Source organism: Pseudomonadota bacterium (assembly GCA_036339585.1).
GTDB lineage: Bacteria > Pseudomonadota > Alphaproteobacteria > UBA8366 > UBA8366 > UBA8366.
In genome coordinates this window covers 227,908-254,514 of the sequence record JAYZAS010000004.1, presented here as the reverse complement: position 1 = coordinate 254,514, position 26,607 = coordinate 227,908, and the positions used below count along the sequence as shown (strand labels likewise).

The following is a 26,607-nucleotide window of genomic DNA, read 5'->3' as shown; positions in this document are numbered from 1 at the left end:
GATTCCAGACCAGACGCTTTGCAGCGTCGAGCGGCAAATCCAAAAAAAAGCATTTGGTTAACGGCCAGCGCCGGTAGCGGGAAAACAAAAGTCCTGACCGACCGTGTGCTGACCCTGTTGCTTGGGGGCACTTCACCTGAGCGTATCTTGTGTTTGACCTTCACTAAGGCAGCTGCTGCAGAAATGGCCAATCGTGTGAATGAGCGTTTAGCTGAATGGGCAACTATGAGCGTTCCTACGCTATTAGAAACTTTGGAACAAATTCTCGAAAGGGTGCCAACGTCTCGGGAGGTGAAGCGTGCCCAATGTCTTTTTGCTCAGGTACTTGATTTAGCCGGGGGATTAAATATTCAAACCATCCATAGTTTCTGTCAATCACTGATAGCGCGCTTTCCGTTCGAGTCCGGAATACCACCCCATTTCGAGATTATGGAGGAACAGAGAAGTGCTGTAGAGCTACGTAGGCGTGCACGCGATAATATTTTAGTCGCTGCAGATAGTGATGTAGTTATGAATCAATGTCTTCTGCATCTAACCCAGCACGTGCACGAGAAGAAATTTGATGACCTTATGGCAGAGGTAATTAAAAATCGTGGAAGGCTAGCTCATGGTATCCTTCAGAAAGGCGGGGTCCAAAAATCTATCGACCACATTTACAAGTTTCTTGAGGTCAAAAAAGGAGAAACAGTAGCATCTGTCAGAGCCGAGGTCTTAGAACAGGTTGATGACGAAATACTCATTCGGGCCGTCGGTGCACTTTTAAAGGGAACGAAGACAGATAAGAAAAAGGGTCAAATATTATCTCGGTGGTGTTCAGGGAGTAATGAAAAGAGAATAGCCAATTTTAATGATTTTCTCGAAATCTTCATTCGGGTAAAGGCCGGGACAGTAAGGTCAAAAATATTGACTAAGACTGTGCAAAAAGCTGACCCGGGACTTGAAGAAATACTCAAATCGGAGGGAGAGAGGTTATTGATGGTGCATGAGCGCCTAGCGGCGGTCGAAACGGCTACGTGCACTGCTTCCCTGTTGCGCATAGGCGCTGCTCTTCTTGAAGAGTATGACCGATTAAAAAGGAGGTTGGTAAGGCTCGATTATAACGACTTAATATATGTTGCGCGCTCTCTCTTGACTCGAGCTGGTATCGCTCCATGGGTGCTCTTTAAGCTCGATGGCGGAATTGAGCATATCCTGATCGACGAAGCACAAGATACAAATTCTGTACAATGGCAAATAGTAGAAGCGCTGGTGGAGGAATTTTTTTCAGGAGAAGGGGTGAGCACAGAAATACGCACCTTATTTGCGGTTGGTGATGTAAAACAATCAATTTTTGGTTTCCAGGGCGCTGAGCCAGAGCAGTTCGGGAGATATCGCGACATTTTTGCAACACGGGCTCATGAAGCTCAGCGAGCATGGGAAGACATAGACCTGTCAGTTTCTTTTCGTTCGGTAGATGCAGTATTAGCTGCGGTAGATGCGGTGTTTTCGCGCGATATTGCTAGGAAGGGCGTAGTTGAGGGAGAAAAACCCCTTACACACGAGGCATTTAGGCGGGGTGACGCAGGACTTGTTGAGTTATGGCCACCGTTGGGTCCTGAACCTACTGATCCAATTCCTACATGGTCTCCCCCATTAGAAAGAGTTTCTGATGATAACCCATCCCGAAAACTAGCAATAGCGGTAGCGGCTAAGATCTCATCATTGATTGGGAGTGAAAATCTACTGTCTCGTGGTCGCCCTATTCGAGCTGGGGATTTCATGATTCTCCTGCGTACGCGAGGTGGGTTTATGGAGGAAATTGTGGCGGAGCTCAAGGCGAGAGATGTGCCTGTTGCTGGCGTTGACCGGGTGCAGCTTGGCGAACAATTGGCTGTGATGGACCTAATAGCGCTGGGCAGGTTTCTTCTATTGCCAGACGATGACTTAAACCTTGCTGTGATTTTAAAATCGCCTCTGATTGGTATTAAAGAATGTGACCTATATCGCCTTGCTCATAACCGTGGCTCGAGTAGCTTGTGGGAATCACTGTCGAAATGTGGTGGTAGGAGTAGTCCATTACGTATTGTTGCCGATTGGCTAACTTCATTATTGGCGAGAGCTGATCTAGAGCGTCCATATGAGCTTTTTGGCTCTTTGTTATCTGCAGAAGTGCCAGCAGGTGGAAGTGGAAGAGAGGCGATGCTTCGTCGGTTGGGCCCAGAATGTGAGGACCCAATAGATGAATTTCTCAATCACGCAATAAGTTACGAAAAAGATCACTCTCCTTCGTTGGAGGGGTTTTTGCATTGGATGGATGCAGGAGAGGTAGAGACCAAGCGAGATTTGGAGCAAGGCAATGTAGATGAGGTTCGCGTCATGACAGCACATGGTGCAAAAGGTCTTCAGGCACCGATTGTCATATTGCCAGATACTATTGCAAAACCTCAAAAGACTGATGATATTCTGTGGTGCGGATCATTACCTTTGTGGTCACCCGAAAGATCACTCGAGCCCTTGCAAAGTCGGAACCTTAGAAATGCATGGCGTGAGGCAAGAGATCGTGAGCAGAGACGGCTGCTCTATGTAGCAATGACCAGAGCTGAAGACAGGCTGTATATTTGTGGTTACAGTAGCACCGGAAATAAGTTGGCCGATGATTGTTGGTATTCGCTTATACGTGATGGTCTTTCAGGCCTTGCTGAAGCTGAAGAGTTTGATTTCAGGGCTGAAGCAATAGATGGATGGCATGGACAAGGGCTTCGTCTTCAGACAGAACAGCGCTGTGATGTGAAGATCACTGATACCGCCATCGGACACGATGAACTAATGGAATTACCATCTTGGATTGGTCGGGAAGCTCTTAAAGAAGCTATGCCCCAAAAACCCATAGTCCCATCAAGATTAGTAGAAGATCCACCTGCCACCTCACCGCTTGCTCCAAAATCAGGCGACCGGTTTCAGCGTGGTACGCTTGTTCACCGGATGTTACAGTTTTTACCAAACGTGCTCCCCAAATATCGGCCGATGGCCATTGAGCGTTTCCTGTCGCGAAAAAGCCTAGATTTGCGTGAGCACGAAAGGACAGAAATTGGTGGAACTGTAATAGGTATTCTTGAGGATCCTCAATTTTCTAAGTTGTTCACTTCACAATCAAAGGCAGAAGTTCCTTTGATAGGTACGGTGGATATGAAAGCCGGCACTCAAGTAATTTCGGGGCAGATTGATCGCCTTGTTGTGTTGGATAATGAAGTGCTGGCGGTTGACTATAAAACACTTAGGATGCCGCCCAAGGCTGAGGAGAACGTCCCTGTAGCTTACATGCGACAAATGGCAGCTTACCGAGCACTTTTGCAAGCTATCTGGGCAGGCCGGTCAGTTAAGTGTGCTCTTTTGTGGACCGAAAGCCCATGTCTTATGTGGCTGAATGACGAACAGCTTGATTCCTTTATGGCTGGTCCTTAAGTTATAGCCTCCAAGGCCGTTATTTTGAAAGGTAAGTTCTATGGCTGACATCGCAGCGGTAAACGACGAGGAATTTGAGTCTAATGTTTTGAAGGCAGCCGGGCCGGTTTTAGTAGATTTTTGGGCAGAATGGTGTGGTCCTTGCAAAATGATTACTCCGATTTTGGAGGAAGTTGCAACGGAAATGGGCGAAGAGATCACCATCTTTAAGTTGAATATAGACGATAATCCTGTAACACCCTCGGATCTGGGAGTGAGAGGAATTCCAACACTTATGATTTTTAAGAATGGTGAATGTGCCTCAACGAAAGTAGGAGCGTTGCCAAAAGGCCAAATTATACAGTGGATAAAGGAATCTGTGTGATTTTGTAATAATGGTCAGTGCAATCCCTCAAAAATGTATTCTTAATTATTAAGTTTGTAGACGTGACCTAATAGATATAGAGACCCACATACTAATATTCTGGATGCTATTTTCTCCTTAGCAATTATATCTGATATTGCAGCGTGGACGTTTTTTGATATTGCGGTGCGAACCCCAAGTGCATGCGCTACAGATGCTAGAGAAGATGCTTTTGCAGTTTTTGGTTCGTCAGGAATCTCTATCATATGCATACTTTTAGTCTGAGGAGCGAGAGGTGCAAGGAAATCATGGATCTGTTTTGTCTCCAACATGCCAACGACCAGGTGCGTTGGCTTTTCGTTCCAATCCGATAAGGTTTGCCCGAGTGCCTCGCCAGCGCCTGCGTTGTGTCCTCCATCAAGCCAAATTTCCCAATCCTTAGGTAAACTGGCCACTAAACGCCCCTCCCTCAATCGTTCTAACCGACCTGGCCATATAGTATTTTTGAGGCCATTCCGTATGGCTTTCTCGGTTATATGTGTCGTGCCTAATTTCTCTAAGCATGCTATCGCGCAGCCTGCGTTAATCACTTGGTGGGCACCGTATAACGACGGTTTGGGCAATTTTAGGTTCCTCTTTGATGATCGGTATACAAAGTCACCGGTATCCGTTGCGACTTGCCAATCACGCCCGTAAAGGAAGATATCTGTTCCAACTTCGCGAGCGTGGGCCACTAAAACTTCCTGAGCAACTTTTTGTTGCGATGCTACCACCGAAGGGACACCCTGTTTCTGTATAGCAGCTTTTTCGGCAGCGATCTTGCCCAAGCTATTGCCAAGAAAATGCATGTGATCCATGCTGATGGGCGTAATTGCGGTCAAAGCTGGCTTCTCTATAATGTTGGTCGCGTCAAGCCTTCCGCCAAGTCCAGTCTCAAGAATAACAATATCGGCGGGAACACTTGCAAAAGCAAGAAAAGCTGCGGCAGTGGTGATTTCGAAGAATGTAATAGCCTCCCCGTCATTCGCTCGTTCGCAATCAGCAAGAACCTGATTTAGGTTATCCCCGCTGATAACTTCACCAGCTAGGACGATTCGCTCCATAAAATCTACTAGGTGGGGTGATGTATATACGTGTACGCGCAGTCCAGCTGCCTCAAAAATAGCCCTCAGAAAAGCAATAGTTGAACCTTTCCCATTAGTACCAGCAATATGGATTACTGGGGGTAAGGTGTTCTGCGGAGACCCCAGGCGTGCCAAAAGGTTTTGTATTCGGCCAAGTGAAAGGTCTATTTGTTTGGGGTGAAGCTCTTGAAGCCGGCCAAGGACATTATTTAACTCGTGTTCCACGGTCATTTTTTTGTCCAGCTAAATAGAACGAAGTGTATTAGAGGCAGGCACTCCATGATCTAATCGATTAGGTTGCATTAGCAAAGATATTATCCGGATTAGTGTGTCGCGAAGATCACTGCGGTCGGCAACAATATCGACCATGCCGTGTTGAAGGAGGTATTCAGCACGCTGAAAACCATCGGGCAAAGTTTCACGAACGGTTTGTTCGATTACACGTGTACCGGCAAAACCGATCAAAGCACCCTTTTCAGCAATATGGATATCTCCAAGCATGGCGAAACTTGCCGTCACACCACCGGTTGTTGGATCAGCTAAAACAACAATATAGGGGAGCCCTGCTTCCTTCACTTCTCTAACTGCAATAACAGTGCGAGGCATTTGCATCAACGAAATCGCGCCCTCTTGCATGCGAGCGCCACCGGAAGCGGTTACTGCAATCAGCGGTGTTTTTTCAGCTACGGCTAATCGTGCCGCTGTTATGAGCCCGGTGCCGACAGCGGCCCCCATAGAACCTCCCATAAAATCAAAGTTAAGAACCGCTGTTACGACCGGAAGGCCATTCATCTCACCTCGAGCTACAACTAAAGCATCCTCTTCTTCCGTCTTGTTACGAGCCTCCTTCAATCGATCTGTGTAGCGTTTTTGGTCACGAAACTTTAAGGGATCGAGCGGAACATTTGGCAACTCGACCCGGCGGTATTTGCCATCATCGAAAAGCATCTTCAGACGCTGCTTAGAATTAAGGCGCAAATGGTGACCACATTTTTGACACACCGAAAGATTGGCCTCCAGGTCACGATGAAAAATCATGTACTCGCAACTAGGACACTTTCGCCAAAAATTATCTGGCACATCTCGCTTGACAAGTTGTTTGAGTTTTGGTCGTACGAAATTTGTGAGCCAATTCATTTTTGTCGTATACCGCGAGATAGTTTTTCCACAAATTCGAGCACGTATTCCACTAACTTTGGCATTGGTTTGCCCTCTATGCTGAGGTTTGCAGAAATAATATCAACAATAGCTGAACCCACCACAACAGCATCTGCAGTATCTCCGATGGCCCGAGCACTTTCCGGGTTTTTGATTCCAAAACCAACGCTTATAGGCAGATCGGTATGGTTGCGAAGTCGAGCGACACCTGCTCGAACCTCTTCTTGGTTGGCTGATTTTGTGCCAGTTATACCCATTATTGCGACGTAGTAAATAAACCCACTTGCATTTGAGAGCACCGCTGGCAATCTTTCATCATCAGTGGTAGGAGTAGCGAGTCTAATCCAGTCCAATCCAGCTTTTCGAGCAGGAATGCAGAGTTCACGGTCTTCCTCTGGTGGAAGGTCAACGATAATAATGCCATCAACACCCGCTATTTTTATTTCCTCGAGAAACCTCTCAACCCCGAAGGAGTATATAGGATTGTAATAGCCCATCAACACAACGGGCGTTTCGCTGTCTCCTGTCCGGAAGGTTTGGACAAGATCTATAGTAGCTTCCAAAGTCATCCCCGATGCAAGGGCGCGTTGTGAAGAAGCCTGTATTGCAGGACCATCCGCCATGGGGTCTGAGAATGGCATGCCAATTTCAATTATATCGGACCCCGCAGCAGGCAATTTTTGTATTATATTGAGTGAGGTTTCAACATTTGGATCACCAGCAGTGACGAAAGTTACAAGGCCCGGGCGCCCGTCTCTCTTTAAGGCCTGGAAGCGTTTTTCTATACGTCCTGTCATAAATCAACGCCTAACAGTTTGGCTACTGTAAATATATCCTTATCGCCCCGACCGCACATATTCATGCAGATTACGTGATCTTTAGAAAGTTTATGTGCGATTTTTCCAGTATGCGCTAGTGCATGAGCTGGTTCGAGTGCAGGGATAATACCTTCGAGTTCTGCACAAAGCCTAAAAGCCTCAAGTGCTTCTTTATCGGTAGCAGAAAAATAATCTATTCTTTCGATATCCTTTAGCCAAGCATGTTCTGGCCCGATTCCCGGATAATCTAGACCAGCTGATATGGAGTGAGCATCAGCAATTTGACCATCGCCATCCTGCAGAAGATAAGTGCGGTTCCCATGAAGGACCCCCGGGCGCCCGCCACTTAGTGAGGCGGCATGTGCTCCGGTCTCGATTCCTTTCCCTGCAGCCTCAACTCCGTGCATTGCTACTGAGGGTTCATCGAGGAATGGGTGGAAAAGCCCAATAGAATTCGAGCCACCACCTATGCATGCTACAAGTGTATCGGGCAATTTATCCTCGGCTGCAAGCATTTGCTCACGTGTTTCATTGCCGATAATTGACTGAAAATCGCGGACCATAGTGGGGTATGGGTGGGGTCCTGCCACAGTTCCAATGATATAAAAGGTGTCATCCACGTTGGAGACCCAATCACGAAGAGCATCATTCATGGCGTCTTTAAGTGTTTTGCTCCCGCTATTCACTGGCATGATCTCTGCCCCTAATAACTTCATTCGGAATACATTGGGTTGCTGACGCTCAACGTCAGTGGCTCCCATGTAAATAACGCAAGGAAGATCAAAGAGAGCAGCTACTGTGGCTACAGCAACACCATGTTGTCCGGCACCGGTCTCAGCGATTATACGCTTTTTCCCCATCTTTTTGGCTAATAGTATTTGCCCAAGGCAATTGTTAATCTTATGAGACCCGGTATGATTGAGCTCGTCACGTTTAAAATAAATCTTTGCTCCACCAAAGTGCTCGGTCAGCCTCTGTGCATAGTAAAGAGGACTAGGCCGTCCAGCATAATGGCATAGTAAATCGTTTAATTCGGACTGAAAAGTGGGGTCTTCTCTCGCTTGATTGTATGCTGATTCAACAGCTAATATTAAAGGCATTAACGTCTCAGCGACGTACCTTCCACCAAAAATACCAAAATGGCCCTTCTCATCAGGGCCGGCTCGTAGACTATTAAGTTCTGCCATTGTCATCCAATCTCACTAACTTCGGTTCAGAATCGGGTGCCCGCGAACCCGGCGTAATACAGCACCATAAGTGCGAAGTCCACTTTTACCAGTGGTGTTTAGAACTATTTGCAATTCTCTACTTCTTTTAAGAAGCTTCGAATTTTATGAGGATTTTTCACACCGGGATGGTCCTCGGCACCTGATGATGTATCTACAACCGGAGCGCGAGTTATCCTGATTGCATCAGCAACATTGTTTGCCGTTAATCCACCGGCAAGCATCCATGGGAGAGGCAATATGTTTCCGCTTAATAACTTCCAGTCAAATGTTATTGCATTTCCCCCAGGCAAGGCGTTTTCGAGCGTGTCAGGTGGCTTCGTATCAAAAAGTAGCCAATCGGCAACCTCGAAATAAGACTCTGCATTTTTGACATCCTTTCTTTCAGCGACAGGAATGACTTTCATCACAGACTTTTTGGTTTTAGATGCTATTTTTGCAACCCTATCCGGCGTTTCTGACCCGTGAAGTTGAATAAGATCAAGCTCTACATCATTTAGTATCATATCGAGATAATCATCAGTAGGATTAACAAATAACCCTACACGTGTGGCCCGATTACGCGCTAGCATGCAAAGTGACGCGGCGTTAGCCGCTTTGACTGCCCGGGGGCTCTTTTCATAAAAAACCAAGCCAACATGACTAGCTCCCCCATTGAGAGCTGCAGACATGGATACGGCATCATTAAGTCCACAGATTTTTGCGGTAGTCATATCGATAAAGTCGAATTTATGGCTCTTACAGCAGCAATAGGGTCTTCAGCAGAGGTAATTGGGCGTCCTATTACTATGTAATCAGCACCGTTTTCTATAGCCTGTTTAGCTGTTAATGTTCGTTTTTGGTCTCCCATTTCATTATCTTCGAGCCGGATCCCGGGCACTATGAGTTTAAACGAATTCCCACAAACTTGACGGACGGCATTTATTTCTAGAGCTGAGCATACCACACCATCAAGCCCGCAGTCCTGAGAGAGTTTTGCAAGACGGGTGACGTGTTTTTGTGGTGTATCAGATGAACCCAGAATGCGCAGGTCTGCACTATCGAGACTGGTAAGCATTGTGACCGCAATCAATAAGGGTTTCCTGCAACTCATCTTGACAGCATACTCCTCCACCGTCGCAACAGCTGTTTTCATCATTTCCTCTCCCCCCGTGGCATGCACATTTAAAATTGACGGATGCGCTGTCATCGCGCCGCGCAAAGCGCCTGCTACGGTGTTGGGAATGTCATGAAACTTCAAATCAAGGAATATTGGCATTCCTAGCTGGGTTAACTCCAACACGCCAGCTACACCGTTCGCACAGAAGAACTCTAGGCCAACCTTTATTCCTCCGATGTGTCCGCTTAGATTATTTGCTAGCTTGCGAGCGGCACCCAAGTCTGGCGTGTCAATAGCAACGAATATTGGGTTTAGCATATCACGGCTCAGTTGTTATGGATTTCGGAGGTAAATACTCTTATTTCAGGATCATATCAGTCAAGAGGATAAAATATTTCAATGAGAGAGTTCTGCCGCAGCCATGGCAAGATGGTAAAGGCTCGATCCCGGGTTATCGGATCGGATTGTTTCTCCGCTTTGTCCAAGGTGTTCTCGCCAACCACCAACCATTTCGCCTTTAAGATGCTGCAGCCAAATACTTTCCAAAATAGCGTCTAACCTTGAACTTGTGTTTTGGCTGCCCGCAACGTGGCAGGCATGGTAGGCTTTGATTGCTTCGGTTTGCGGCCACAGCCTGCGCTTTGTGATTAAAAGAGCGCCGTCGGCGGCAACTTCGTCAAATATTCCACCCGTTGAAGGGTCAACCCCAAAGCAATTTACGAAATCAAAAAGTTCGGCGGCTCTTGGAGATAAATTGCCATCAATTTTTGCAAATTGGTGCAGCAGCCAAATCCACTCAAAGTGGTGCCCTGGTTCGGTAATGTATCCAACGTGACCAGGGACAGGGCGCCAATCATCGGTGAAATATTCTCGTAAAGTTCCGTCAACAATGAAAGCGCGCTCAAATAAGTCAATCATTTCAGCCGCTTTATCACGCCAAATTCTCTCTTCAGAAAATTGCGACCAAGCTAGATATGCTTCAAGAAGATGCATATGTGGGTTTTGCCGTCTTGGTCCAGGGTTACTTTTGAGCGCTTCAACAAAACCACCTTCCGGGTGAGACATCTCGGCATCGAGAAAGTTCTGCGTCGACATTGCCACTTCTCGGGCCTCCTTTATCCCCGCTCGATGAAGCCAGGCGGCAGCAAAAATTATAAAGGCGTGATCGTATAATTCTTGATGATTGACAAATGGCGCCCCATCGGGCGCGAGTCTGTGTCGCCATCCACCCTCCGGGTTCTGTGCGTTTGATATTAAGAACTCCAGTCCTTTTTTTGCTAGAGGTAGATATTTTGCACCTCTCCCTAGACAGCTGGCATGAGCAAATGTGAAACATAGGCGTGCTTGCACCATGATGCGTTTACCATTCATGCTAGTTCCAGTGAGCCTACTATTTAAAGCTTCATGAAACCCACCGCCGGCTGTGTCGATTATCCGTTTGCTCCAAATAGGAAGTGTACGGTCGAAATACCAACTTACGAAGCGAGTAGCTGCTTTGTTGAATTGCTGAGGCATATTAGCGGGGTGGTAATGTAGCAAGTTTAGACTTGGGCGCCGTTCCATCTTCCGGAGCCCCAGGTACAATTTCTGCGCTGTCCTTGATCAAAAGTGCTTCCATTTCTTCCAGTGCGGCCTGAAGGCGTTCGACTCGTTTCTCTGCATCTCGAGCACGTCGCCAAAGGACAGCTTTACCAACGGACATCCAAACGCAGCCTAATAAAAAAGCTGCGAAGGTTGGCAATAAAATTATAATCCCAACTTGAGTAGACAATGATTGTTGAAAGGGCCAGAACTGTAAAGCGATTTCACCACGGTTAGAAATTGCGAAAACCACGCAAACGACCATGAAGCACGATCCAACAAACCACTTTAAAATCTGCATTGCCTGCCCTTACGGCAACCCCACGATTAAGAACCTATCTGTGTTATTGGTTTAACATCTCGCGCAGTTTCTTGCCGGTTTTGAAAAAAGGTACTGCTTTTTTTTCAACCTGCACCGCCTCACCTGTGCGAGGATTACGGCCTTGGCGTGCATCACGATGTTTTACGGAAAATGCTCCGAAACCACGCAACTCGACCCTATTACCTTGTGCCAGGGCTTCCGATATCTCATCAAAGATTGTTGACACTATTCGCTCTACATCACGCTGGTAGAGATGCGGGTTAAGTTCTGCCATCCTTTGAATTAATTGCGATTTCGTCATTTGCCAACCCCCCCCAACACAAGCACGCACTTGTGTAATTTCCTGAGCAAAAATTATGCCTCAAAAGAACTCTAGACTAAATTAACCGTGCCAGACCGTCTGCACCGCGTCAAGCCTTGCGCAGCAACAAACCCGTCGGAAATTAACCAGTGGTAAGCCTTTTTGCTTGGGGTACTCCTTTAATAAAAATCGATATTTCTGATAAGTTGTTAACTCTTCTCCTCTATTTCAGGCGATTGAGACGCTTCTTCTGGTTTGTCTTCGTCATCTGAATTTGGATCATCAGCACTGTTTTGTTCAACGGAAGTTTCTGGTTCTACGGACGCCTCTTCTTTCGACTTTAATGCCGCTCCAAGGATATCACCAAGTGAGGCGCCGGCATCAGAGCTGCCGTATTCAGCCATGGCCTCTTTTTCCTCTTCGACTTCTTTGGCCTTAATGGACAATGTTACTTTGCGACTGGCTTTCTCGATATTAGTGATCTTGGCATCAATTTTCTCACCTTCGGCAAAACGATCAGGTCGTTGTTCCCCGCGATCTCGAGATAAGTCGGCTCTGCGAATGAAACCCGTTATCCCGTCATTAACTCGGACTTCAACGCCATTATCTTGGACCTTGGTGATTGTGCAGGTCACGATAGTGCCGCGTTTGAGCTCTGAAAGTCCTGCAGCAAAAGGATCTTCGTTTAGTTGCTTTATTCCAAGACTTATGCGCTCCTTTTCGGTATCAATATCAAGTACCTTTGCTTTTATTTGGTCACCCTTCTGAAAGTCGGCTATTGCAGCCTCGCCAGCTTTTTCCCAATCAATATCGGAAAGGTGGACCATTCCATCAATCTCGCCTGGAAGGCCCACAAATAAACCAAATTCGGTAATATTTTTTATTTCGCCCTCAATTATGGTTCCTGTGGGATTTTTTGTTGCAAAACTTGCCCAAGGATTGTCAATGCATTGTTTTAGGCCCAAGCTTATTCGACGTTTATTGGGATCAACATCTAGGACCATAACTTCAACCTCTTGGCTGGTTGAGACAATTTTCCCGGGATGTATATTCTTTTTAGTCCAGCTCATCTCCGACACATGTACAAGTCCTTCAATTCCGGGTTCAAGTTCAACGAAGGCACCGTAGTCAGTGATATTCGTTACCCGACCAGTGAAAAGAGCCTCGAGTGGGTATTTTGCATCAACGCCATCCCAGGGGTCAGCTTCAAGTTGCTTCATTCCAAGGCTAATGCGCTGAGTTTCTGTGTTGAAACGAATTACCTGCACATCAATCGTTTCACCTACATTTAACGCCTCAGAGGGATGATTTATCCGTCGCCATGCAATGTCAGTGACATGCAGCAGTCCGTCAACACCACCGAGATCGATAAATGCACCGTAATCGGTAATATTTTTTACTACACCCTTTAGATTTTGCCCCTCTTCTAGATTTTCAATTAGTTCGCTGCGTTGCTCCGCTCGACTTTCTTCTAGAACCGCCCTGCGTGAGACCACGATGTTACCGCGACTACGGTCCATTTTAAGAATTTGAAACGGTTGTACTTTGCCCATCAAGGGCGCAACATCCCGAACGGGACGGATATCAACCTGACTGCCGGGTAAAAACGCAACCGCACCCTGCAGGTCCACTGTAAATCCCCCTTTAACTCGGCCGAATATAACACCATCAACGCGCTCGTTCCGTTCGAAGGCTTTCTCTAATTCACTCCATGCTTCCTCGCGGCGGGCCTTTTCACGGGAAAGAACCGCTTCGCCGTTTTTATTTTCCATGCGTTCGAGGTAAACCTCAACGGTATCACCAACCGTGATTTCCACCGGTTGGCCTGGCGCGCTAAATTCCTTGAGTGGGACGCGTCCCTCGGACTTAAGTCCAGCATCTACGACGACGAAGTCATTCTCTAGTGCTATTACTAGCCCTTTGATTACACTTCCCTCTAGGCCGTCTGATGCACCTAGGGATTCGTTTAAAAGGGCTTCAAAACTTTCTTTTTCGGCTGCGACTGCAGGCATGATATCCGATAATCCTCTCTGGCTTTTTTTGATAACTCAATGCCGGGTTATTTGACCGACGCTTAATAACATATTTTTAGCGTTGCCAGTTAACGGAAGATACCCCTTAACTGCCAACCAAGATCTCCATTCTGGGTGATAATTTATCCACCCGCTTTAATTGTTCTCAGTGCGGTCGCCAATACTGTATCGGCATCGAGCTCTGATGTATCAATCACTTTTGCGTCGCTGGCAGGTCTGAGTGGCGCAATCGATCGCGTTTTGTCACTTTTGTCTCGTGCCACCATATCATCCAGGACGCGCGCATATATACTGGGCTCGCCGCGCGCAAGCAACTCCTTATGACGACGTTCCGCCCGCACCTCAGCTGACGCCGTGATGAAAAACTTGAAATCTGCATCAGCGCAAACCACAGTTCCAATATCTCTGCCATCAATTACTGCACCTTGGCAGCCTCTCGGAGGACTGTTTGCGAAGTCTTTTTGGAGTTTAAGAAGCTCATCACGCACTTCTTGAAAACGAGCAACTTTGGAAGCTGCACCGGCCGCAACATCGCCCATAATGTCAATGTTATCAATATTTTGCAGGTCTATGTTTTTGGCTTCTTGTAGTGCAGCATCTACATCTTCGGGGTCCTTACCCCTGGATAAAACTGCTAACCCAACGCATCGATATAGCTTCCCGGTGTCGAGATGTGCGTAATTGAGAGCATTAGCTAAACCTCGCGCTAGCGTGCCCTTGCCGGAGCCCGCAGGGCCATCTATTGCTATAATCATTGGTTTTCCAAATCGGAAATATTTCCGCCTATTTGGTTTATTATTTCGATGAAATTTGGAAAACTTGTATTTATGGAGCGACCGTCATCGATCACGATTGGTTTTTGTGAACACATGCCTAATATCAAAAAGCTCATCGCGATACGGTGATCAAAATGCGTTTTTATGGCATTTCTATTTCCCCCTTGAGGACGTCCATTAACGCCCTGGATCGTAAGGGTATCTTTTGTTGATGTTGCTTGAATGCCTGACGCCACTAGGCCATCAATTATTGCCGTTAGACGGTCACTTTCCTTAACCCGCAGCTCCTTCAGCCCATGCATCGTGGTTGGTCCTTCGGCGCAAGCAGCAGCGATCGCAAGTATAGGAAATTCATCGATCATAGAAGGAGCCCTTTCAGCTGGCACATTAACTCCGTGTAGTTCACTATGTCGAATGGTTAAGTCAGCGATTGGCTCAGGCCCGTTTTCATGTTTATTTGAGGAATCTATCCTCGCACCCATTTCGTTTAGCGTGGTCAAAAGGCCTATGCGGCCTTGATTAACGCCGATCCTGGGCAGTTTTACTTTCGAGCCCGGCAATATCAGCGCCCCTACGATTGGAAAAGCTGCTGAGCTGAAATCTCCCGGGATAGATATTTTTGCTGGCACAAGCTCTGGTTGGCCTTTTATCGTAATTGAATTTCCCCCATTTTTATGGGGACTCACGGAGAATGTACCGCCAAAGTGGCGAAGCATTCGCTCCGTGTGGTCTCGCGTTGGTTCCGGTTCTATCACTGTTGTTTCACCAGGGGCGTGTAAGCCTGCGAGTAAGATAGCCGATTTAACCTGGGCTGATGCCATAGGAAGATTATATTCCAAGGGCATGAGTCTTTTAGCACCGACGATTGCTATCGGAAGGCGTCCCGCCGATGTTGTGAAAGTTGCTCCCATCTGGGATAGTGGGACGGTGACTCTATCCATTGGTCGTTTGCAAAGTGATTTATCGCCCGTCAGAAAAGTAGTGAAATCGTAACCTGCAAGGACACCTAATAATAGACGTGCAGCGGTTCCTGAGTTGCCCATATCGAGCACTTTATTCGAAGGGCTCAAACCGTCGATACCGCGGCCAGAAACAATCCATCGGCCACCACTTTGTGGCTCAACATGGCAGCCTAAATCTGCAATCGCAGATGCTGTGTGCTTTACGTCGTCTCCCTCAAGAAGGTCATGGATCTCGCTTTTGCCTGCAGCAAGCGCGCTAAACAGAACAGCACGATGCGATATTGATTTGTCTCCAGGCATTATGGAGATGCCGCTAAGGGTGTCGACTGGTTTAGAAATCAGAGAATTCATAGTTATTATGTTATAGTTAAGAAAATATAAAAAGCGTCTTGAATTCAGTCTCTAGCATGGAATAGGCTAATCTTGATAGTTTTTGGGGTATTTTATCTGTAAAATTTACCCTTGCCCCCAAGCTCTGATCGTGGCAAGTGGCCCCCACCTTTATTGTAAAAAGAATGGAGAGTGACGTGGCGAAACCTGAATGGGGAATTAAACGCTTTTGTCCAAGTTGCGGGGCAGCATTTTATGATCTGAATAATGTGCCGATCACTTGTCCAAAATGTGAGTCGAGTTTTGAGCCTGAACAATTGACGCGCCTCAAGCGGTCAAAGTCTGCACCTACAGATTCCAAGCCTAATTTGGACGACAAAACGAAAGACACCGACGACGCAGAACTAGAGGATGATGACACCAATGATGACACAGTGTTAGAAGATGCCAGTGATCTTGGCGGCGACGAAGAGCTGGTGGGCGTGGTAGATACCGTTGGGGACGACAAGAAAGATGACACGTAAAGCATAACTTTTCTTTGCTTTTGATGCTTATCTTCTTGTAAGACTTCATTGTCAAGGCAACTGAGGAAGTTGTGGTGAAAATGGGGCCGTAGCTCAGTTGGGAGAGCGCTACAATGGCATTGTAGAGGTCGTCGGTTCGATTCCGTCCGGCTCCACCACTATCAGGTGATACAGATAAAAAGCCGTGACAGTCGATGAGTAAAATGGATTAGATACTCACTGACTTTTTTGCCTGTAGAATAGTTTTTGTTGGTTTGATTTTTTTGGGAGGGAACCATGCCTGTTGAAGCAGCCGATCGTCTTTTGGAGATTGAAATAGCTTTGCTGAAAGGTGCTGGAGCAAGTGAAAAAGAAGCAAATATTGTTGCTCGGCATTCTATTGACTCCAACTTAGCTGGCCATGACTCTCACGGTATAATTAAGATTCCAACCTACATTCAACGTGTTAAAGACGGACATATTGTCCCGGGTGCGCCATTTGTGATTGAGCGTGAAACCGATGGTACCACCCACATAAATGGAAATTGGGGGTTTGGATACGTTGTATCAGAACGCGCAATGGAAATTACGATAGCTAAGGCCAAAAAATGCGGTGTAGCTGCGACAACTGTATACCAACAGAGCCACGTAGGTCGGCTGACAGATTATCCTTTGATGGCGATTAAAGAAGGCATGATCAGTATTATGACGGCGGACTCAGGTCGTTCGAATAAAGCTGTAGCGCCATTTGGCGGACGTGAGACAAGGCTTGGAACTAACCCGCTTTGCATAGCCATGCCGTCAAATTTGGATGGGCCGTTCTTTTTTGATTTTGCAACTAGCGCAGGGGCGTCGGGCAAATTAGAAGTGGCTTTGAGCCGCGGCGAACAGGTTCCTGAGGGTTGGCTTATCGATAGCGATGGAAACCCAACCACTGATCCTGCCAAGCAGCGAGCAGGCGGGGCTATTCTTCCGCTTGGGGGAGCTGAGGGTTATAAAGGTTATGCGCTTTCTGCCATGATTGAGTTGATGTCCGGAGTATTGCCAGGACTAGGTTTCGGGATTGATCCCTCTGGCCGTCACAATGACGGTGTCTTTATGGCCTGTTTTAACGTTGCTGCGTTTCGGGATCTTGAGACCTTCAAAAATGAAGTTACTGAATTTGCGCACTACTTAAACACTACACCTCCTCAGCCGGGGTACGATCGTGTCTATTATCCTGGAGAACCTGAGCACCTGAAGGCAGAGAAAAAGTTGAAAGATGGAATTTTCGTTGAGGATGCGACGTGGGAAAAATTGACTGCGCTTGCAATCGAATTCGGATGTGCCAAAGAATTGGGATTAGATTAATTTTCCCGTTTTCTTTAGGGGCATAAATCATGGCAAGCCAGAAAGCTTGTCTGGTCACTGGCGGAGCAGGGTTTATAGGCCGCCATTTGGTAGAACAGTTATTGGCGGATGGTTGTCGGGTGCGGGTGCTTGATATCGCACCGGGCAGTTATTTTGCAAACGAAGTTGAGATTCTACAAGGTTCTATAATAGATGAAGACTGTGTGAGAAGAGCACTTGTTGGCATCGATATCCTGTACCATGTTGCCGGCGACCCAAATCTCTGGGCACCAAACAGGTCTCATTTTGCAGAGATAAATTTCCATGGCACTGAAATTGTCTTGCAAGCTGCGGCCCGGTTTAATCTTGAAAAAATTATATTTACTTCAACAGAGTCAATTTTGATAGGGCGCAAACCGGATCCTGGCTTAGTTATCGACGAGACTATCGAACGTGTTCCGGGAGATATGCCGGGGCCATATTGCCGGTCCAAATTCTTTGCGGAGCAAGCAGCCCGTGAAGCTGCACACGATGGACAGCCCGTTGTGATTGTAAATCCCACACTGCCCATTGGTCCAGGAGATTATAAGATCACTCCACCAACTCGTATGCTTTTGGGTTTCTTGAACGGCCGCCACCCGGCATACCTAGAATGTCTGCTTAACATTAATGATGTTCGTGATATAGCGCGAGGACATATCCTTGCGGCTGAAAAAGGGCGGGTGGGAGAGCGCTATATTCTAGGAAACGAAAATATCCGTTTGAGTGCTGTCTTGAAGCTTTTAGAAGAAATCACTGGTCTGGAGATGCCGAAGCGTCGGATCCCTTATTGGCTGGCCTTAGGCGTAGCATTTTTGGATGAAAACATCTCTAATTGGATAACCCGACGAGCACCTTCTGCGCCAGTCACCGGTGTTAGACTTGCAAGCACCGAGGCTGCATTAGACAGCTCGAAGGCAATCAAAGAGCTCGGCATTCCACAAAGGCCAGTCATCGAATCCTTGCGTGATGAGGTCATCTGGCTTCTAGATGCAGGCTATGCGCGTCGCGTAATGCCTAAATTATCGATGTAATATTTTGCGATGTTGCATTCCATGCTTTAGTGTGTGCAACCCACAGGTTTAGTCGCAATTAGCTTTTTTGTTTACGAAGGCCGTTTATGTCCCAAGAGTACAAATCATTTGAAGAATTTTGGCCAATTTATTTGCGGGCGCATCAGAAACCAGCAACACGGTTTTGTCACTACGTTGCAACCGTTGTCGGAATAGGCTGTGCTTTGGGGTCATTGGTTTTTGGAGTTTGGTGGCTTGTACTGCTGGGAATCTTTTTGGGTTATGGTATTGCGGTTGCGAGCCATCCATTGATCGAAGGCAACAAAGCATTAGTTGGCTCACACGTTATTTGGGCAGCGTTATCCGATCTAAAAATGTTTGTTCTCGCCGCAAGGGGCAGGCTTCAAGCTGAACTTGCCAAGCACGGCATCAACGAAAGGTAGACTATGTCAGATATGCAATTTGGGTTAATGATTAGGGGTCAGTTTCCTCAAGAACAGGATATGAGGGAACGCTTTGATGAAATGGTGGAGCAAGTACGTCTGATCGATAAGCTGGGTTTCGCCTCACTGACAAAGGGTATGCACTACTCGTCAGCACCCATGCAGGTTTTCAATCAGATGGTGTTCCATTCACGTATGGCAGCGGAAACAAAAAACCTGCGGCATAACTTTGGCATCATTCTTCTTGCCTTACATAAGCCATTGGAAATTGCGGAACAACTAGCATCACTAGATGTCATGACAAATGGGCGTGTTATTTTTGGAGCAGCTTTAGGTTACCGAGAAGTCGAGCTCGCTGCTTTCGGGGTAAAGCGCAAGGAGATAGTGCGGAGATTAACAGAAAATGTGGATGCCATTAAGCGACTTTGGACGGAGGACGCAGTTTCTATGGCGGGAACATTTTTTGAATTACTTGATGCTTCTTGCTCAGTCAAACCTATCCAGCGACCGCATCCCCCAGTTTGGATCGGTGCCAATGCTGATCCTGCCATTGAGAGAGCGGCGCGGATAGGAGATTGTTGGTATGTCAACCCGCACAATCGTGTTGATACGATTCGTAATCAGATCGATGTTTATAAGAGGGCACTTGAAAAGTTTGATAAGCCGTTTCCTGCAGAGTTTCCCGGCCGGCGGGAATGTTTTGTGGCAGCTTCGCGAGAGGAAGCCATCAGGCTATGTAAGCCTTACCTTGCTAAAAAATACGAGGTCTATCATGCATGGGGTCAGGACAAAGTTATGCCGGAAGGGGATAATAATTTCGATGTTGATTTTGATGACTTGATTAAGGATCGTTTTTTTCTTGGGGGACCAGATGAAGTGGCGGAACAAATTATAGAATACAGTCGCGAGACTGGAATAAACCATCATGTTTTTAGTGTTCAATGGCCTGGCATGCCGCAATCCTTGGCAATGGAAACAATCCAGTTATTAGCGGAAGAGGTTTTCCCAAAAGTGCGTGAGGGTATGTAAAGTACTTTTCATGCGGCTTCACTTTTATACGGAAGAATGATGGCTGATATTCAATTAGGTTTGATGATGACACGGGGACAGTTTCCACATGGAGACGATATGCAACTGAGGTTCGAGGAAATGTTCGAACAAATACGCCTAGCTGATAAACTAGGCTTCTCGTGCATCACGAAAGGTATGCACTACTCTAGCTGGCCGCTCCAAGATATTCAGATGGTCCCGTATCTGTCTCGAGTTATGGCAGAAACAAAAAAATGCGCCTCAACATGGGGATAGTTTTGTTAGCCTTACATAAACCGCTAGACTATGCCGAGTTGGCAGCAACTATCGATGTGTTATCTGGTAGGAGAATTATTAGATGATCGTTTCGTACTCGGCTCGCCTGCAGAAGTTTGTGAACAGTTGCTGGACTTGCATAAGACTATGGGCGTCAATCACATTATTGCAAGTGTGCAGGGTGCTGGAATGCCCCAGAGCCAGTATTGGAGGTCCTTCATATGCTAGGCGAAGAAGTCTTGCCCAACCTTAAAAACGCATAAACTGGAGAAGTTAAATGGATATGCAATTTGGTGTAATGCTGCGCGGCCTTTTTGACTGGGATGACGACATGAAAGTGCGATTCAATGAGCTGATGGAGCAAGCTCGATTGATCGATAAATTGGGCTATGACTGTATTACCAAGGGTTCGCACTTTTCAACCTATCCTCACCAGGAAATGACACAAATACCCTTTCTTTGCCGCATTATGTCAGAGGCACCGAACGTACGCCTGAATGCTGGCATTGTCCTATTAGCCCTACATAATCCTATGGAAGTCGCAGATTATTTCGCAACTATGGATCTTATGAGTGGAGGTCGGATGATATTTGGTTGCGCATTGGGATATCGCGAGGTCGAATACAAAGCATTCGGCGTAGAAAAGGGTACCGGCGTAACTCGTTTTGAGGAAAATCTTGAGGCGGTACGCAGACTTTGGACAGATGAAAAGGTTTCTATGAAAGGGACTACCTTTGAACTTGATGAGGCACGAATTTCAGTGCCTTTGCAGCAAGATCCACATCCGCCCATCTGGATCGGGGCGAACGCCGATGTGGCAATTCGACGTGCGGCTCGGCTTGGTGATTGCTGGTATCTAAACCCGCATCAGAAAGTAGAAACATTACTCCGTCAAATGGACCTATATAGAGAAGAATTGGAAAAATATAACAAACCTTTTCCGAAAGAGCTTCCAATACGACGAGAGGTGTTTTGCGCTCCCACTCATGATGAGGCGGTAGAACTGGCTGCGCCTTATATCAAAGGAATGTACGATGCATATAAAACGTGGGGCCAGGACAAGGCGATGCCAGCAGAGGATCGCGATATAACTCAAGAATACGCGGAGCTCGCTAGAGACAGGTTTATAGTTGGTGACCCAGATGAAGTTGCGGAAGAGTATGTTAGATACAACAAAGAACTAGGGGTCAATCATATTATTATGAGTGTGCAAGGTGTAGGCATGCCGCAGGGTCAAGTGCTTGACACACTCTCACTCGTTGCCGAGGAAGTAATGCCTAAGGTTCGCGCGGCTTAGGGGTATTAAAGATGGGGAAGATCGAGTTTGGTTACATGACGCGAAGCCAGTATACTCGATCTGAAGATATGCCTGCACGTTTTGAGGAACTTCTCCAGCAGGTACGGTTTTTGAATGCGTTAGGCTATGATTCCTTTGCAAAGGGCAATCACTACTCTAGTGACCCGTTTTACGAATTTCAGCAGTTACCACTTCTCTGCAGGTTAATGGCCGAGGCTCCCGATATGCGTTTGATTGCGGGAATTGTTTTGTTAGCACTTCATAAGCCACTTGAAATCGCAGAGTATTTTGCAACTATGGATGTAATGTCAGGTGGGAATCTCGTCTTTGGCGCTGCGCTCGGTTATCGTGATGTAGAGTATAAGGCTTTCAACATAAAAAAAGGCACGGGTGTTAAGAGGTTCGAGCAAAATCTGAAAGCCATTCAACGTTTGTGGACTGAGGAAAGAGTAAGTATGAAGGGCGACTATTTTGAGCTCGATAATGCCTCTGTCTCTATGCCTTGCGTGCAAAAGCCCCATCCCCCTATCTGGATTGGTGCAAATGCTGACGTAGCAATAGATCGAGCAGCACGGATTGGTGATGCTTGGTATATCAGCGCGCATCATCGAAAAGACACGTTGTGTAGACAGGTCGAATTCTACAAGCGTTGTTTGGAAAAATATAAAAAACCATTGCCGGCTGAATGGCCATTAAGGCGTGAGGTGTATATCGCAGAATCTCGCGAGGCTGCTATCGAAGCGGTAAGGCCTTATTTGGGTCTTAAATATTCAACTTATCACGCATGGGGTCAGTCCAAGCCAATGCCTCAAGGTGATACACTCGGACTAGAATTTGATGACTTGTTACGAAATCGTTTCATCTTTGGAAATGCAGATCAAGTCTCAGAAGAAATAATAGATTATTGTAAGTTACTTGGGACCAATAATTTTATAACATCATGTCAATGGCCCGGCATGCCGCACAGTATGGTCATGGAAAATATCGAAATGTTTGCCAAGGATGTAATGCCAAAAGTGAGGCAAGGACTTTAGGAGAGGAATAATGAAGTACGGCCTATTTATACGCGGTCAGTACCGTGCGAATGAGACAAATATGAAGGCCCGGTTCGAGGAACTTATGGAACAGGTTCGGATAGCAGAACAGCTTGGATTTGATGATTTAATATCAGGCATGCATTATGCTGGGTATCCTTTGCAACAGTTTCAGTTAATACCCTTCTTGTCACGCGCCATGGCCGAGACAACACGTATGCGTTTAATTACGGGTATTATACTTCTATCTTTGCACAAACCATTGGATATAGCAGAGCAACTCTCATCAATGGATGTAATGTCAGGCGGCAGGATAGTTTTTGGCTGTGGTCTCGGCTACCGCGAGGTTGAATTTCGTGGTTTTGGAACAACAACTAAGGAACGTGTTCCGCGCCTAATTGAAAATTTAGAGGCGATTAAAAAATTGTGGACTGAAGATCATGTCAATATGAAGGGCTCTCACTTTGAACTTTCTGACACTACGTTGTCTCTGAAACCAATGCAAAAACCCCACCCTCCTTTGTGGATGGGGGCCAATGCAGACGCTGCGGTAAGACGTGCTGCGGAGATTGTTGATACTTGGTTCATTAACCCTCATCAACGAATGGATACAATTGAAAGGCAGCTCGAGATATACAAGAGAGCATTGGATGAATTCGGGAAACCCTTTCCTGACGAGCTTCCGATGATGCGTGAAATTTTTGTTGCTGAGACCCGCGACAAAGCAAAGGAAATTGCGCGCCCATACCTCGAAGAAAAGTACAAAGTATATCACCAATGGGGGCAAGATAAAGCAATGCCAAAGGGAGATGATAATTTAGATCTCGATTTTGATGAATTAACCAAAGACCGTTTTTTATTTGGTTCACCAGATGAAGTTGCAGAACAAATCATTAGTTATGAGAAGCGGCTTGGCGTAACTCATATGGTTCTGGGGATGCAAGGTGTGGGCATGCCTCAAAGTCAGATGTTAGACTCAATGCATCTTTTTGCAGAGCAGGTTATGCCAAAGGTGGCTAGTGCGTAAGTCATTCAGCCGCGGTTAATGCAGTTGAACTTCGACGGGAATAGTTTGCGGCTGGCGTGTTGATTGCCGTCGTTAACGGTTTAGCATATTTTGCTGCAGCAACTCTTTTAGCATCAGCTGTTTCATAAAGCGTTGTTCGTTGTCTAGCACTCCGCCCCAACCTTTTGATAATCTGTACCATTTGAGATACTGACATTTCCTGTCCATGCTGTGCGCCAGCAGCTCGTGTGATAGTTTCGTTCATAAGCGTGCCGCCGGCATCGTTAGCGCCAGCTTCTAAACAATGTTTCAACCCCTCAATTCCCATCTTTACCCAAGAGGCTTGAATGTTGGAAATGACCGGGTGCAAGACAATTCGTGACACGGCGTGCATTAGAATCGATTCACGATAGGTGGGGCCGAATCGGGCCCGGCCTTTTAAATAGATCGGCGCTTCCATAGGCACAAAAGGAAGAGGGACTAACTCCGTAAATCCGTGGGTTAATTCTTGAAGGTCGCGGATCTTTTTCAGGTGGCGTGCCCAATGAAGTGGCTTGTCAACATGTCCGAACATGATTGTGGCGGTGGTCTTTAACCCAAGCTCATGAGCTATTTTCATTACATCAAGCCACTCGGCGGAGGATAGCTTATCTGGACAAATAACTGCACGCACCTCATCATCGAGTATTTCTGCTGCGGTTCCCGGCAAGGTCCCAAGTCCCGCTGCCTGTAGTTTGATGAGAAAATTACGTATGGAAAGACCGAGTGTTCTGGCGCCCTGCCTTATCTCAAGTGGAGTGAAAGCATGAATGTGAAGGCCTGGCGCTGCTGTACGAACAGTCTTGACAAGCTCTATATATGTGTCGCCGGTATATTGTGGATGAATACCACCCTGCATACAAATCTCTGTCGCGCCTCGTTCCCACGCTTCGCTTGCCCTCCGAGCTACTTCGTCAAGATCAAGAACATACGGCCGACCGCGGAGATTATCGCTGAGTTTACCTTTGGAGAACGCGCAGAATTGGCAACGATAGGAGCATACATTTGTATAGTTTATGTTGCGATTAACTACATAAGTAATATCGTTACCGACTACCTCACGTCGAATACCATCTGCAATCTCGCAAACTTTCCTAAAATTGCCGCCACGCGCCGAGAATAGATGCACTATCTCTGGCTCGCAAAGGCGATACCCAGCTTGAGCTTTGTCTAAAATTTGAATTAGTGTATGGTTGCAAGGCCCTGTCTTATTCAAAATAGGTACAGGAGTGTCGGAGCCTGGGGTCCAATCTTCACACCGTGCATACCCCTCACTATCACTCTTTTGTTTTACTGCAGACGCGATGGTGGGGACCGCCCAAGCATCAATATTTTGTGCATACTTGGGATATATTGCAAGTCGTTCAGTCAATTGCTTTCCGGCACGAGCAGTTTCACTTTCTAATTTATCTAGGTGTGGCCAAGGAGCCTCTGGGTTGACGTGGTCTGGCGTTACAGGTGAAACACCTCCCCAATCATTTATACCAGCTGCGATCAGCTGAGAAAGTGCTCCGTCATTTAAATTCGGTGGGACCTGTATGTTGATTGAGGAAGGTAAAATTAAGCGAGCAACTGCGATGGTCCAAAGTAACTCTTCTAGTTTAGGGTTTTGAACCTGCGCCATCTTGGTATTGGGCTTCGCGCAGAAGTTTTGAATAATTACTTCTTGAATATGCCGATGCTTTGTGTGCGCATCACGAAGTGCAACTAGTGTTTCTATACGCTCCGCTTTAGTTTCCCCTATCCCGATAAGAAGACCAGAGGTAAAGGGAACGGATAGCGCGCCGGCCACTTCAATCGTCATCAATCGAGCTGAAGGGTCTTTATCGGGTGAGCCATAGTGAGGCCCGCCCTTTTCACAAAGGCGTTTAGACGTGCTTTCAAGCATTATACCTTGCGATACCGAAACATCTCGTAATTCAGAAACCTCTTTTTTGGACATGACTCCTGGATTGAGGTGTGGGAGTAGGCCGGTCTTTTCAAATACAAGTGCCGCCATTTCCGATAGATATGACAATGTAGTCTCATGACCGAGCAGAGCTAGCTCTTCTCGTGCAATACGGTAGCGGGCCTCTGGCTTGTCACCGAGCGTAAATAAGGCTTCTTTACAGCCAGAGTCTTTTCCAGCTTGGGCAATAGCCAAAACCTCGTCAGAATCTAAATAGGCTCGGCATCCTTTCTGAGGGGATTTTGCGAAAGTACAATAATGACAAACGTCACGGCATAGGGTTGTGAGGGGAATGAAAACTTTGCGTGAAAAGCTAATTATATTCCCATACTGTTCATCACGTTTGGCGCTTGCGGACGCCATTAGTTCGTCTAAACTTTTTGTTAGGAGATCTTGCAATTTCATCATGCAGTGCCTGGCATATTCTGTTTTGAGAGAAAATTTTTGGCAATTCCGCTTGCCCTAAGGTATTTATGTGTCCGTGTTTCCCCGTCCCCTTTTAAAAACCGCACTAAATCTTCTGGTGTGTCTATATCGAGCCTTATGCCCGGAAGATCGAAGTGGACTACTGGGTCAATGTGACGTTTTTTTGCTTCATTGAGATGGGGTTGAAAGCTGTCATATCCAAAATGAAAGGGTATTAGGTTTGGTGGGGTTAAGGCAATACAATTTGAACCAAGTTTGTCATGGGATGGAACAATACTCATAGCCGGGGCTGGTGGGTGCTTAGAGATTATAGCCTCGATCTCGCTCGACCGTAGATTTGGGGTGTCGCCGGGCAGTGTAAGGATACCATTTCTTCTTGTTTGATTTAATTGGTAAACAGCACGTGCTACCGCTGCACTTTGCCCGTCATTAGTTGGTTCATTGTTAACTTCTACGTTATATTTGCGCGCTAGGCTTGCAGCTTGGGGGTCTCGAGTTACTACCATTACACCATCAAGGGAGGGTGCATTGACAGCGGCTTCCAGAACATCCTCTAGCATGACGGCGAAAAGAGATTGACGTTCCTGCGGGCTCAAAGCAGGGGACAATCTTTTTTTGGCATTGCGAAAGTCTTTCGCGGGCAGGACGGCCCACATTGAACTCTCCTCATTCAGCGGAAGGTTTTAAGTAATGTAATAGTTATAGCAGAGC

General features: G+C 46.6%; 26 protein-coding genes and 1 tRNA gene. 13 read left to right on the top strand and 14 right to left on the bottom strand.

All coding sequences use genetic code 11. The features are described from left to right. The first annotated feature begins 18 nt into the window (after window positions 1-18). Together addA and trxA are read left to right on the top strand one after the other, a co-directional pair. Window positions 19-3,441, top strand: a complete 3,423-nt coding sequence (gene addA / locus VX941_04130; GenBank protein ID MEE2932593.1) for a double-strand break repair helicase AddA — start codon at window positions 19-21, stop codon at window positions 3,439-3,441. A gap of 40 nt (window positions 3,442-3,481) precedes the next feature. After that, window positions 3,482-3,805: a thioredoxin TrxA gene (trxA, locus tag VX941_04125; protein ID MEE2932592.1), complete on the top strand. Its 324-nt coding sequence runs from the start codon at window positions 3,482-3,484 to the stop codon at window positions 3,803-3,805. A gap of 41 nt (window positions 3,806-3,846) precedes the next feature. Here the strand turns inward: trxA and VX941_04120 are convergent, their stop codons facing one another. The 12 genes from VX941_04120 to aroA form a co-directional block, all read right to left on the bottom strand. Then, window positions 3,847-5,139 carry a folylpolyglutamate synthase/dihydrofolate synthase family protein gene (locus VX941_04120; GenBank protein ID MEE2932591.1) on the bottom strand — a complete coding sequence of 431 codons (1,293 nt, stop codon included), beginning with the start codon at window positions 5,137-5,139 and terminating at the stop codon, window positions 3,847-3,849. Window positions 5,140-5,151: 12 nt separating this feature from the next. Continuing rightward, a complete protein-coding gene (accD, locus tag VX941_04115; protein MEE2932590.1) occupies window positions 5,152-6,045 on the bottom strand; it encodes an acetyl-CoA carboxylase, carboxyltransferase subunit beta in 894 nt (297 codons plus the stop codon). Then, window positions 6,042-6,863, bottom strand: coding sequence for a tryptophan synthase subunit alpha (trpA, locus tag VX941_04110; protein MEE2932589.1), 822 nt, complete (start codon window positions 6,861-6,863; stop codon window positions 6,042-6,044). Before trpA ends, accD begins: the two co-directional genes overlap by 4 nt. After that, window positions 6,860-8,077, bottom strand: coding sequence for a tryptophan synthase subunit beta (trpB, locus tag VX941_04105; GenBank protein ID MEE2932588.1), 1,218 nt, complete (start codon window positions 8,075-8,077; stop codon window positions 6,860-6,862). The genes trpA and trpB overlap by 4 nt, the downstream gene beginning before the upstream one ends. A 98-nt stretch (window positions 8,078-8,175) precedes the next feature. After that, complete coding sequence (locus VX941_04100) at window positions 8,176-8,823, bottom strand: phosphoribosylanthranilate isomerase (protein ID MEE2932587.1); 648 nt, start codon at window positions 8,821-8,823, stop codon at window positions 8,176-8,178. Then, window positions 8,820-9,527 (bottom strand): orotidine-5'-phosphate decarboxylase, encoded by a 708-nt coding sequence (gene pyrF, locus VX941_04095; protein ID MEE2932586.1) that lies wholly within the window; start codon window positions 9,525-9,527, stop codon window positions 8,820-8,822. The genes VX941_04100 and pyrF overlap by 4 nt, the downstream gene beginning before the upstream one ends. 78 nt (window positions 9,528-9,605) lie before the next feature. After that, window positions 9,606-10,772 (bottom strand): AGE family epimerase/isomerase, encoded by a 1,167-nt coding sequence (locus VX941_04090; protein MEE2932585.1) that lies wholly within the window; start codon window positions 10,770-10,772, stop codon window positions 9,606-9,608. Next, the gene (locus VX941_04085) at window positions 10,726-11,055 is read right to left on the bottom strand and encodes a hypothetical protein (GenBank protein MEE2932584.1); all 330 of its coding nucleotides are present in this window, start codon (window positions 11,053-11,055) and stop codon (window positions 10,726-10,728) included. The genes VX941_04090 and VX941_04085 overlap by 47 nt, the downstream gene beginning before the upstream one ends. A 79-nt stretch (window positions 11,056-11,134) precedes the next feature. Beyond that, window positions 11,135-11,413, bottom strand: coding sequence for an integration host factor subunit beta (gene ihfB, locus VX941_04080; GenBank protein MEE2932583.1), 279 nt, complete (start codon window positions 11,411-11,413; stop codon window positions 11,135-11,137). A gap of 209 nt (window positions 11,414-11,622) precedes the next feature. Next, window positions 11,623-13,425 carry a 30S ribosomal protein S1 gene (gene rpsA, locus VX941_04075; GenBank protein MEE2932582.1) on the bottom strand — a complete coding sequence of 601 codons (1,803 nt, stop codon included), beginning with the start codon at window positions 13,423-13,425 and terminating at the stop codon, window positions 11,623-11,625. Window positions 13,426-13,568: 143 nt separating this feature from the next. After that, on the bottom strand, window positions 13,569-14,201 hold the full coding sequence (gene cmk / locus VX941_04070; GenBank protein ID MEE2932581.1) for a (d)CMP kinase: 633 nt from the start codon (window positions 14,199-14,201) through the stop codon (window positions 13,569-13,571). Beyond that, on the bottom strand, window positions 14,198-15,535 hold the full coding sequence (gene aroA / locus VX941_04065) for a 3-phosphoshikimate 1-carboxyvinyltransferase (GenBank protein MEE2932580.1): 1,338 nt from the start codon (window positions 15,533-15,535) through the stop codon (window positions 14,198-14,200). Before aroA ends, cmk begins: the two co-directional genes overlap by 4 nt. A 176-nt stretch (window positions 15,536-15,711) precedes the next feature. Here aroA and VX941_04060 point away from each other — a divergent pair, with 176 nt between their 5' ends. The 11 genes from VX941_04060 to VX941_04010 all read left to right on the top strand — a co-directional run bounded on the left by VX941_04060 (window position 15,712) and on the right by VX941_04010 (window position 23,504). Further along, window positions 15,712-16,038, top strand: a complete 327-nt coding sequence (locus tag VX941_04060; GenBank protein ID MEE2932579.1) for a TIGR02300 family protein — start codon at window positions 15,712-15,714, stop codon at window positions 16,036-16,038. An 82-nt stretch (window positions 16,039-16,120) separates the two neighbouring features. After that, a tRNA-Ala gene (locus VX941_04055) sits at window positions 16,121-16,196 on the top strand. Window positions 16,197-16,314: 118 nt separating this feature from the next. Beyond that, on the top strand, window positions 16,315-17,367 hold the full coding sequence (locus VX941_04050) for an Ldh family oxidoreductase (protein MEE2932578.1): 1,053 nt from the start codon (window positions 16,315-16,317) through the stop codon (window positions 17,365-17,367). Between the two features lie 29 nt (window positions 17,368-17,396). Continuing rightward, window positions 17,397-18,419 (top strand): NAD-dependent epimerase/dehydratase family protein, encoded by a 1,023-nt coding sequence (locus VX941_04045; GenBank protein ID MEE2932577.1) that lies wholly within the window; start codon window positions 17,397-17,399, stop codon window positions 18,417-18,419. Between the two features lie 86 nt (window positions 18,420-18,505). Continuing rightward, complete coding sequence (locus tag VX941_04040; protein ID MEE2932576.1) at window positions 18,506-18,841, top strand: DUF962 domain-containing protein; 336 nt, start codon at window positions 18,506-18,508, stop codon at window positions 18,839-18,841. Between the two features lie 3 nt (window positions 18,842-18,844). Then, entirely contained in the window at window positions 18,845-19,870 is a 1,026-nt protein-coding gene (locus tag VX941_04035; protein ID MEE2932575.1) for an LLM class flavin-dependent oxidoreductase, read from the top strand. A gap of 39 nt (window positions 19,871-19,909) precedes the next feature. Then, window positions 19,910-20,146, top strand: coding sequence for a hypothetical protein (locus tag VX941_04030; protein ID MEE2932574.1), 237 nt, complete (start codon window positions 19,910-19,912; stop codon window positions 20,144-20,146). A gap of 54 nt (window positions 20,147-20,200) precedes the next feature. After that, a complete protein-coding gene (locus VX941_04025; GenBank protein MEE2932573.1) occupies window positions 20,201-20,374 on the top strand; it encodes a hypothetical protein in 174 nt (57 codons plus the stop codon). Window positions 20,375-20,423: 49 nt separating this feature from the next. After that, window positions 20,424-21,443 carry an LLM class flavin-dependent oxidoreductase gene (locus VX941_04020; protein ID MEE2932572.1) on the top strand — a complete coding sequence of 340 codons (1,020 nt, stop codon included), beginning with the start codon at window positions 20,424-20,426 and terminating at the stop codon, window positions 21,441-21,443. Window positions 21,444-21,454: 11 nt separating this feature from the next. After that, complete coding sequence (locus tag VX941_04015) at window positions 21,455-22,477, top strand: LLM class flavin-dependent oxidoreductase (protein ID MEE2932571.1); 1,023 nt, start codon at window positions 21,455-21,457, stop codon at window positions 22,475-22,477. 10 nt (window positions 22,478-22,487) lie between these two features. Then, a complete protein-coding gene (locus VX941_04010; protein ID MEE2932570.1) occupies window positions 22,488-23,504 on the top strand; it encodes an LLM class flavin-dependent oxidoreductase in 1,017 nt (338 codons plus the stop codon). 1 nt (window position 23,505) lies between these two features. Here the strand turns inward: VX941_04010 and cofH are convergent, their stop codons facing one another. Both cofH and cofC read right to left on the bottom strand, forming a co-directional pair. Then, entirely contained in the window at window positions 23,506-25,878 is a 2,373-nt protein-coding gene (gene cofH, locus VX941_04005) for a 5-amino-6-(D-ribitylamino)uracil--L-tyrosine 4-hydroxyphenyl transferase CofH (protein ID MEE2932569.1), read from the bottom strand. Continuing rightward, a complete protein-coding gene (gene cofC / locus VX941_04000; GenBank protein ID MEE2932568.1) occupies window positions 25,875-26,552 on the bottom strand; it encodes a 2-phospho-L-lactate guanylyltransferase in 678 nt (225 codons plus the stop codon). The genes cofH and cofC overlap by 4 nt, the downstream gene beginning before the upstream one ends. Window positions 26,553-26,607: the final 55 nt, after the last annotated feature.

Excerpts from the sequence above, each read along its gene's own strand:
- trxA (MEE2932592.1), top strand. The coding sequence starts at position 3,482 with ATGGCTGACATCGCAGCGGTAAACGACGAGGAATTTGAGTCTAATGTT.
- VX941_04120 (MEE2932591.1), bottom strand. The coding sequence starts at position 5,139 with ATGACCGTGGAACACGAGTTAAATAATGTCCTTGGCCGGCTTCAAGAG.
- accD (MEE2932590.1), bottom strand. The coding sequence starts at position 6,045 with ATGAATTGGCTCACAAATTTCGTACGACCAAAACTCAAACAACTTGTC.
- trpA (MEE2932589.1), bottom strand. The coding sequence starts at position 6,863 with ATGACAGGACGTATAGAAAAACGCTTCCAGGCCTTAAAGAGAGACGGG.
- trpB (MEE2932588.1), bottom strand. The coding sequence starts at position 8,077 with ATGACAATGGCAGAACTTAATAGTCTACGAGCCGGCCCTGATGAGAAG.
- VX941_04100 (MEE2932587.1), bottom strand. The coding sequence starts at position 8,823 with ATGACTACCGCAAAAATCTGTGGACTTAATGATGCCGTATCCATGTCT.
- pyrF (MEE2932586.1), bottom strand. The coding sequence starts at position 9,527 with ATGCTAAACCCAATATTCGTTGCTATTGACACGCCAGACTTGGGTGCC.
- VX941_04090 (MEE2932585.1), bottom strand. The coding sequence starts at position 10,772 with ATGGAACGGCGCCCAAGTCTAAACTTGCTACATTACCACCCCGCTAAT.
- VX941_04085 (MEE2932584.1), bottom strand. The coding sequence starts at position 11,055 with ATGGTCGTTTGCGTGGTTTTCGCAATTTCTAACCGTGGTGAAATCGCT.
- ihfB (MEE2932583.1), bottom strand. The coding sequence starts at position 11,413 with ATGACGAAATCGCAATTAATTCAAAGGATGGCAGAACTTAACCCGCAT.
- rpsA (MEE2932582.1), bottom strand. The coding sequence starts at position 13,425 with ATGCCTGCAGTCGCAGCCGAAAAAGAAAGTTTTGAAGCCCTTTTAAAC.
- cmk (MEE2932581.1), bottom strand. The coding sequence starts at position 14,201 with ATGATTATAGCAATAGATGGCCCTGCGGGCTCCGGCAAGGGCACGCTA.
- aroA (MEE2932580.1), bottom strand. The coding sequence starts at position 15,535 with ATGAATTCTCTGATTTCTAAACCAGTCGACACCCTTAGCGGCATCTCC.
- VX941_04050 (MEE2932578.1), top strand. The coding sequence starts at position 16,315 with ATGCCTGTTGAAGCAGCCGATCGTCTTTTGGAGATTGAAATAGCTTTG.
- VX941_04045 (MEE2932577.1), top strand. The coding sequence starts at position 17,397 with ATGGCAAGCCAGAAAGCTTGTCTGGTCACTGGCGGAGCAGGGTTTATA.
- VX941_04040 (MEE2932576.1), top strand. The coding sequence starts at position 18,506 with ATGTCCCAAGAGTACAAATCATTTGAAGAATTTTGGCCAATTTATTTG.
- VX941_04035 (MEE2932575.1), top strand. The coding sequence starts at position 18,845 with ATGTCAGATATGCAATTTGGGTTAATGATTAGGGGTCAGTTTCCTCAA.
- VX941_04030 (MEE2932574.1), top strand. The coding sequence starts at position 19,910 with ATGGCTGATATTCAATTAGGTTTGATGATGACACGGGGACAGTTTCCA.
- VX941_04025 (MEE2932573.1), top strand. The coding sequence starts at position 20,201 with ATGTGTTATCTGGTAGGAGAATTATTAGATGATCGTTTCGTACTCGGC.
- VX941_04020 (MEE2932572.1), top strand. The coding sequence starts at position 20,424 with ATGGATATGCAATTTGGTGTAATGCTGCGCGGCCTTTTTGACTGGGAT.
- VX941_04015 (MEE2932571.1), top strand. The coding sequence starts at position 21,455 with ATGGGGAAGATCGAGTTTGGTTACATGACGCGAAGCCAGTATACTCGA.
- VX941_04010 (MEE2932570.1), top strand. The coding sequence starts at position 22,488 with ATGAAGTACGGCCTATTTATACGCGGTCAGTACCGTGCGAATGAGACA.
- cofH (MEE2932569.1), bottom strand. The coding sequence starts at position 25,878 with ATGATGAAATTGCAAGATCTCCTAACAAAAAGTTTAGACGAACTAATG.
- cofC (MEE2932568.1), bottom strand. The coding sequence starts at position 26,552 with ATGTGGGCCGTCCTGCCCGCGAAAGACTTTCGCAATGCCAAAAAAAGA.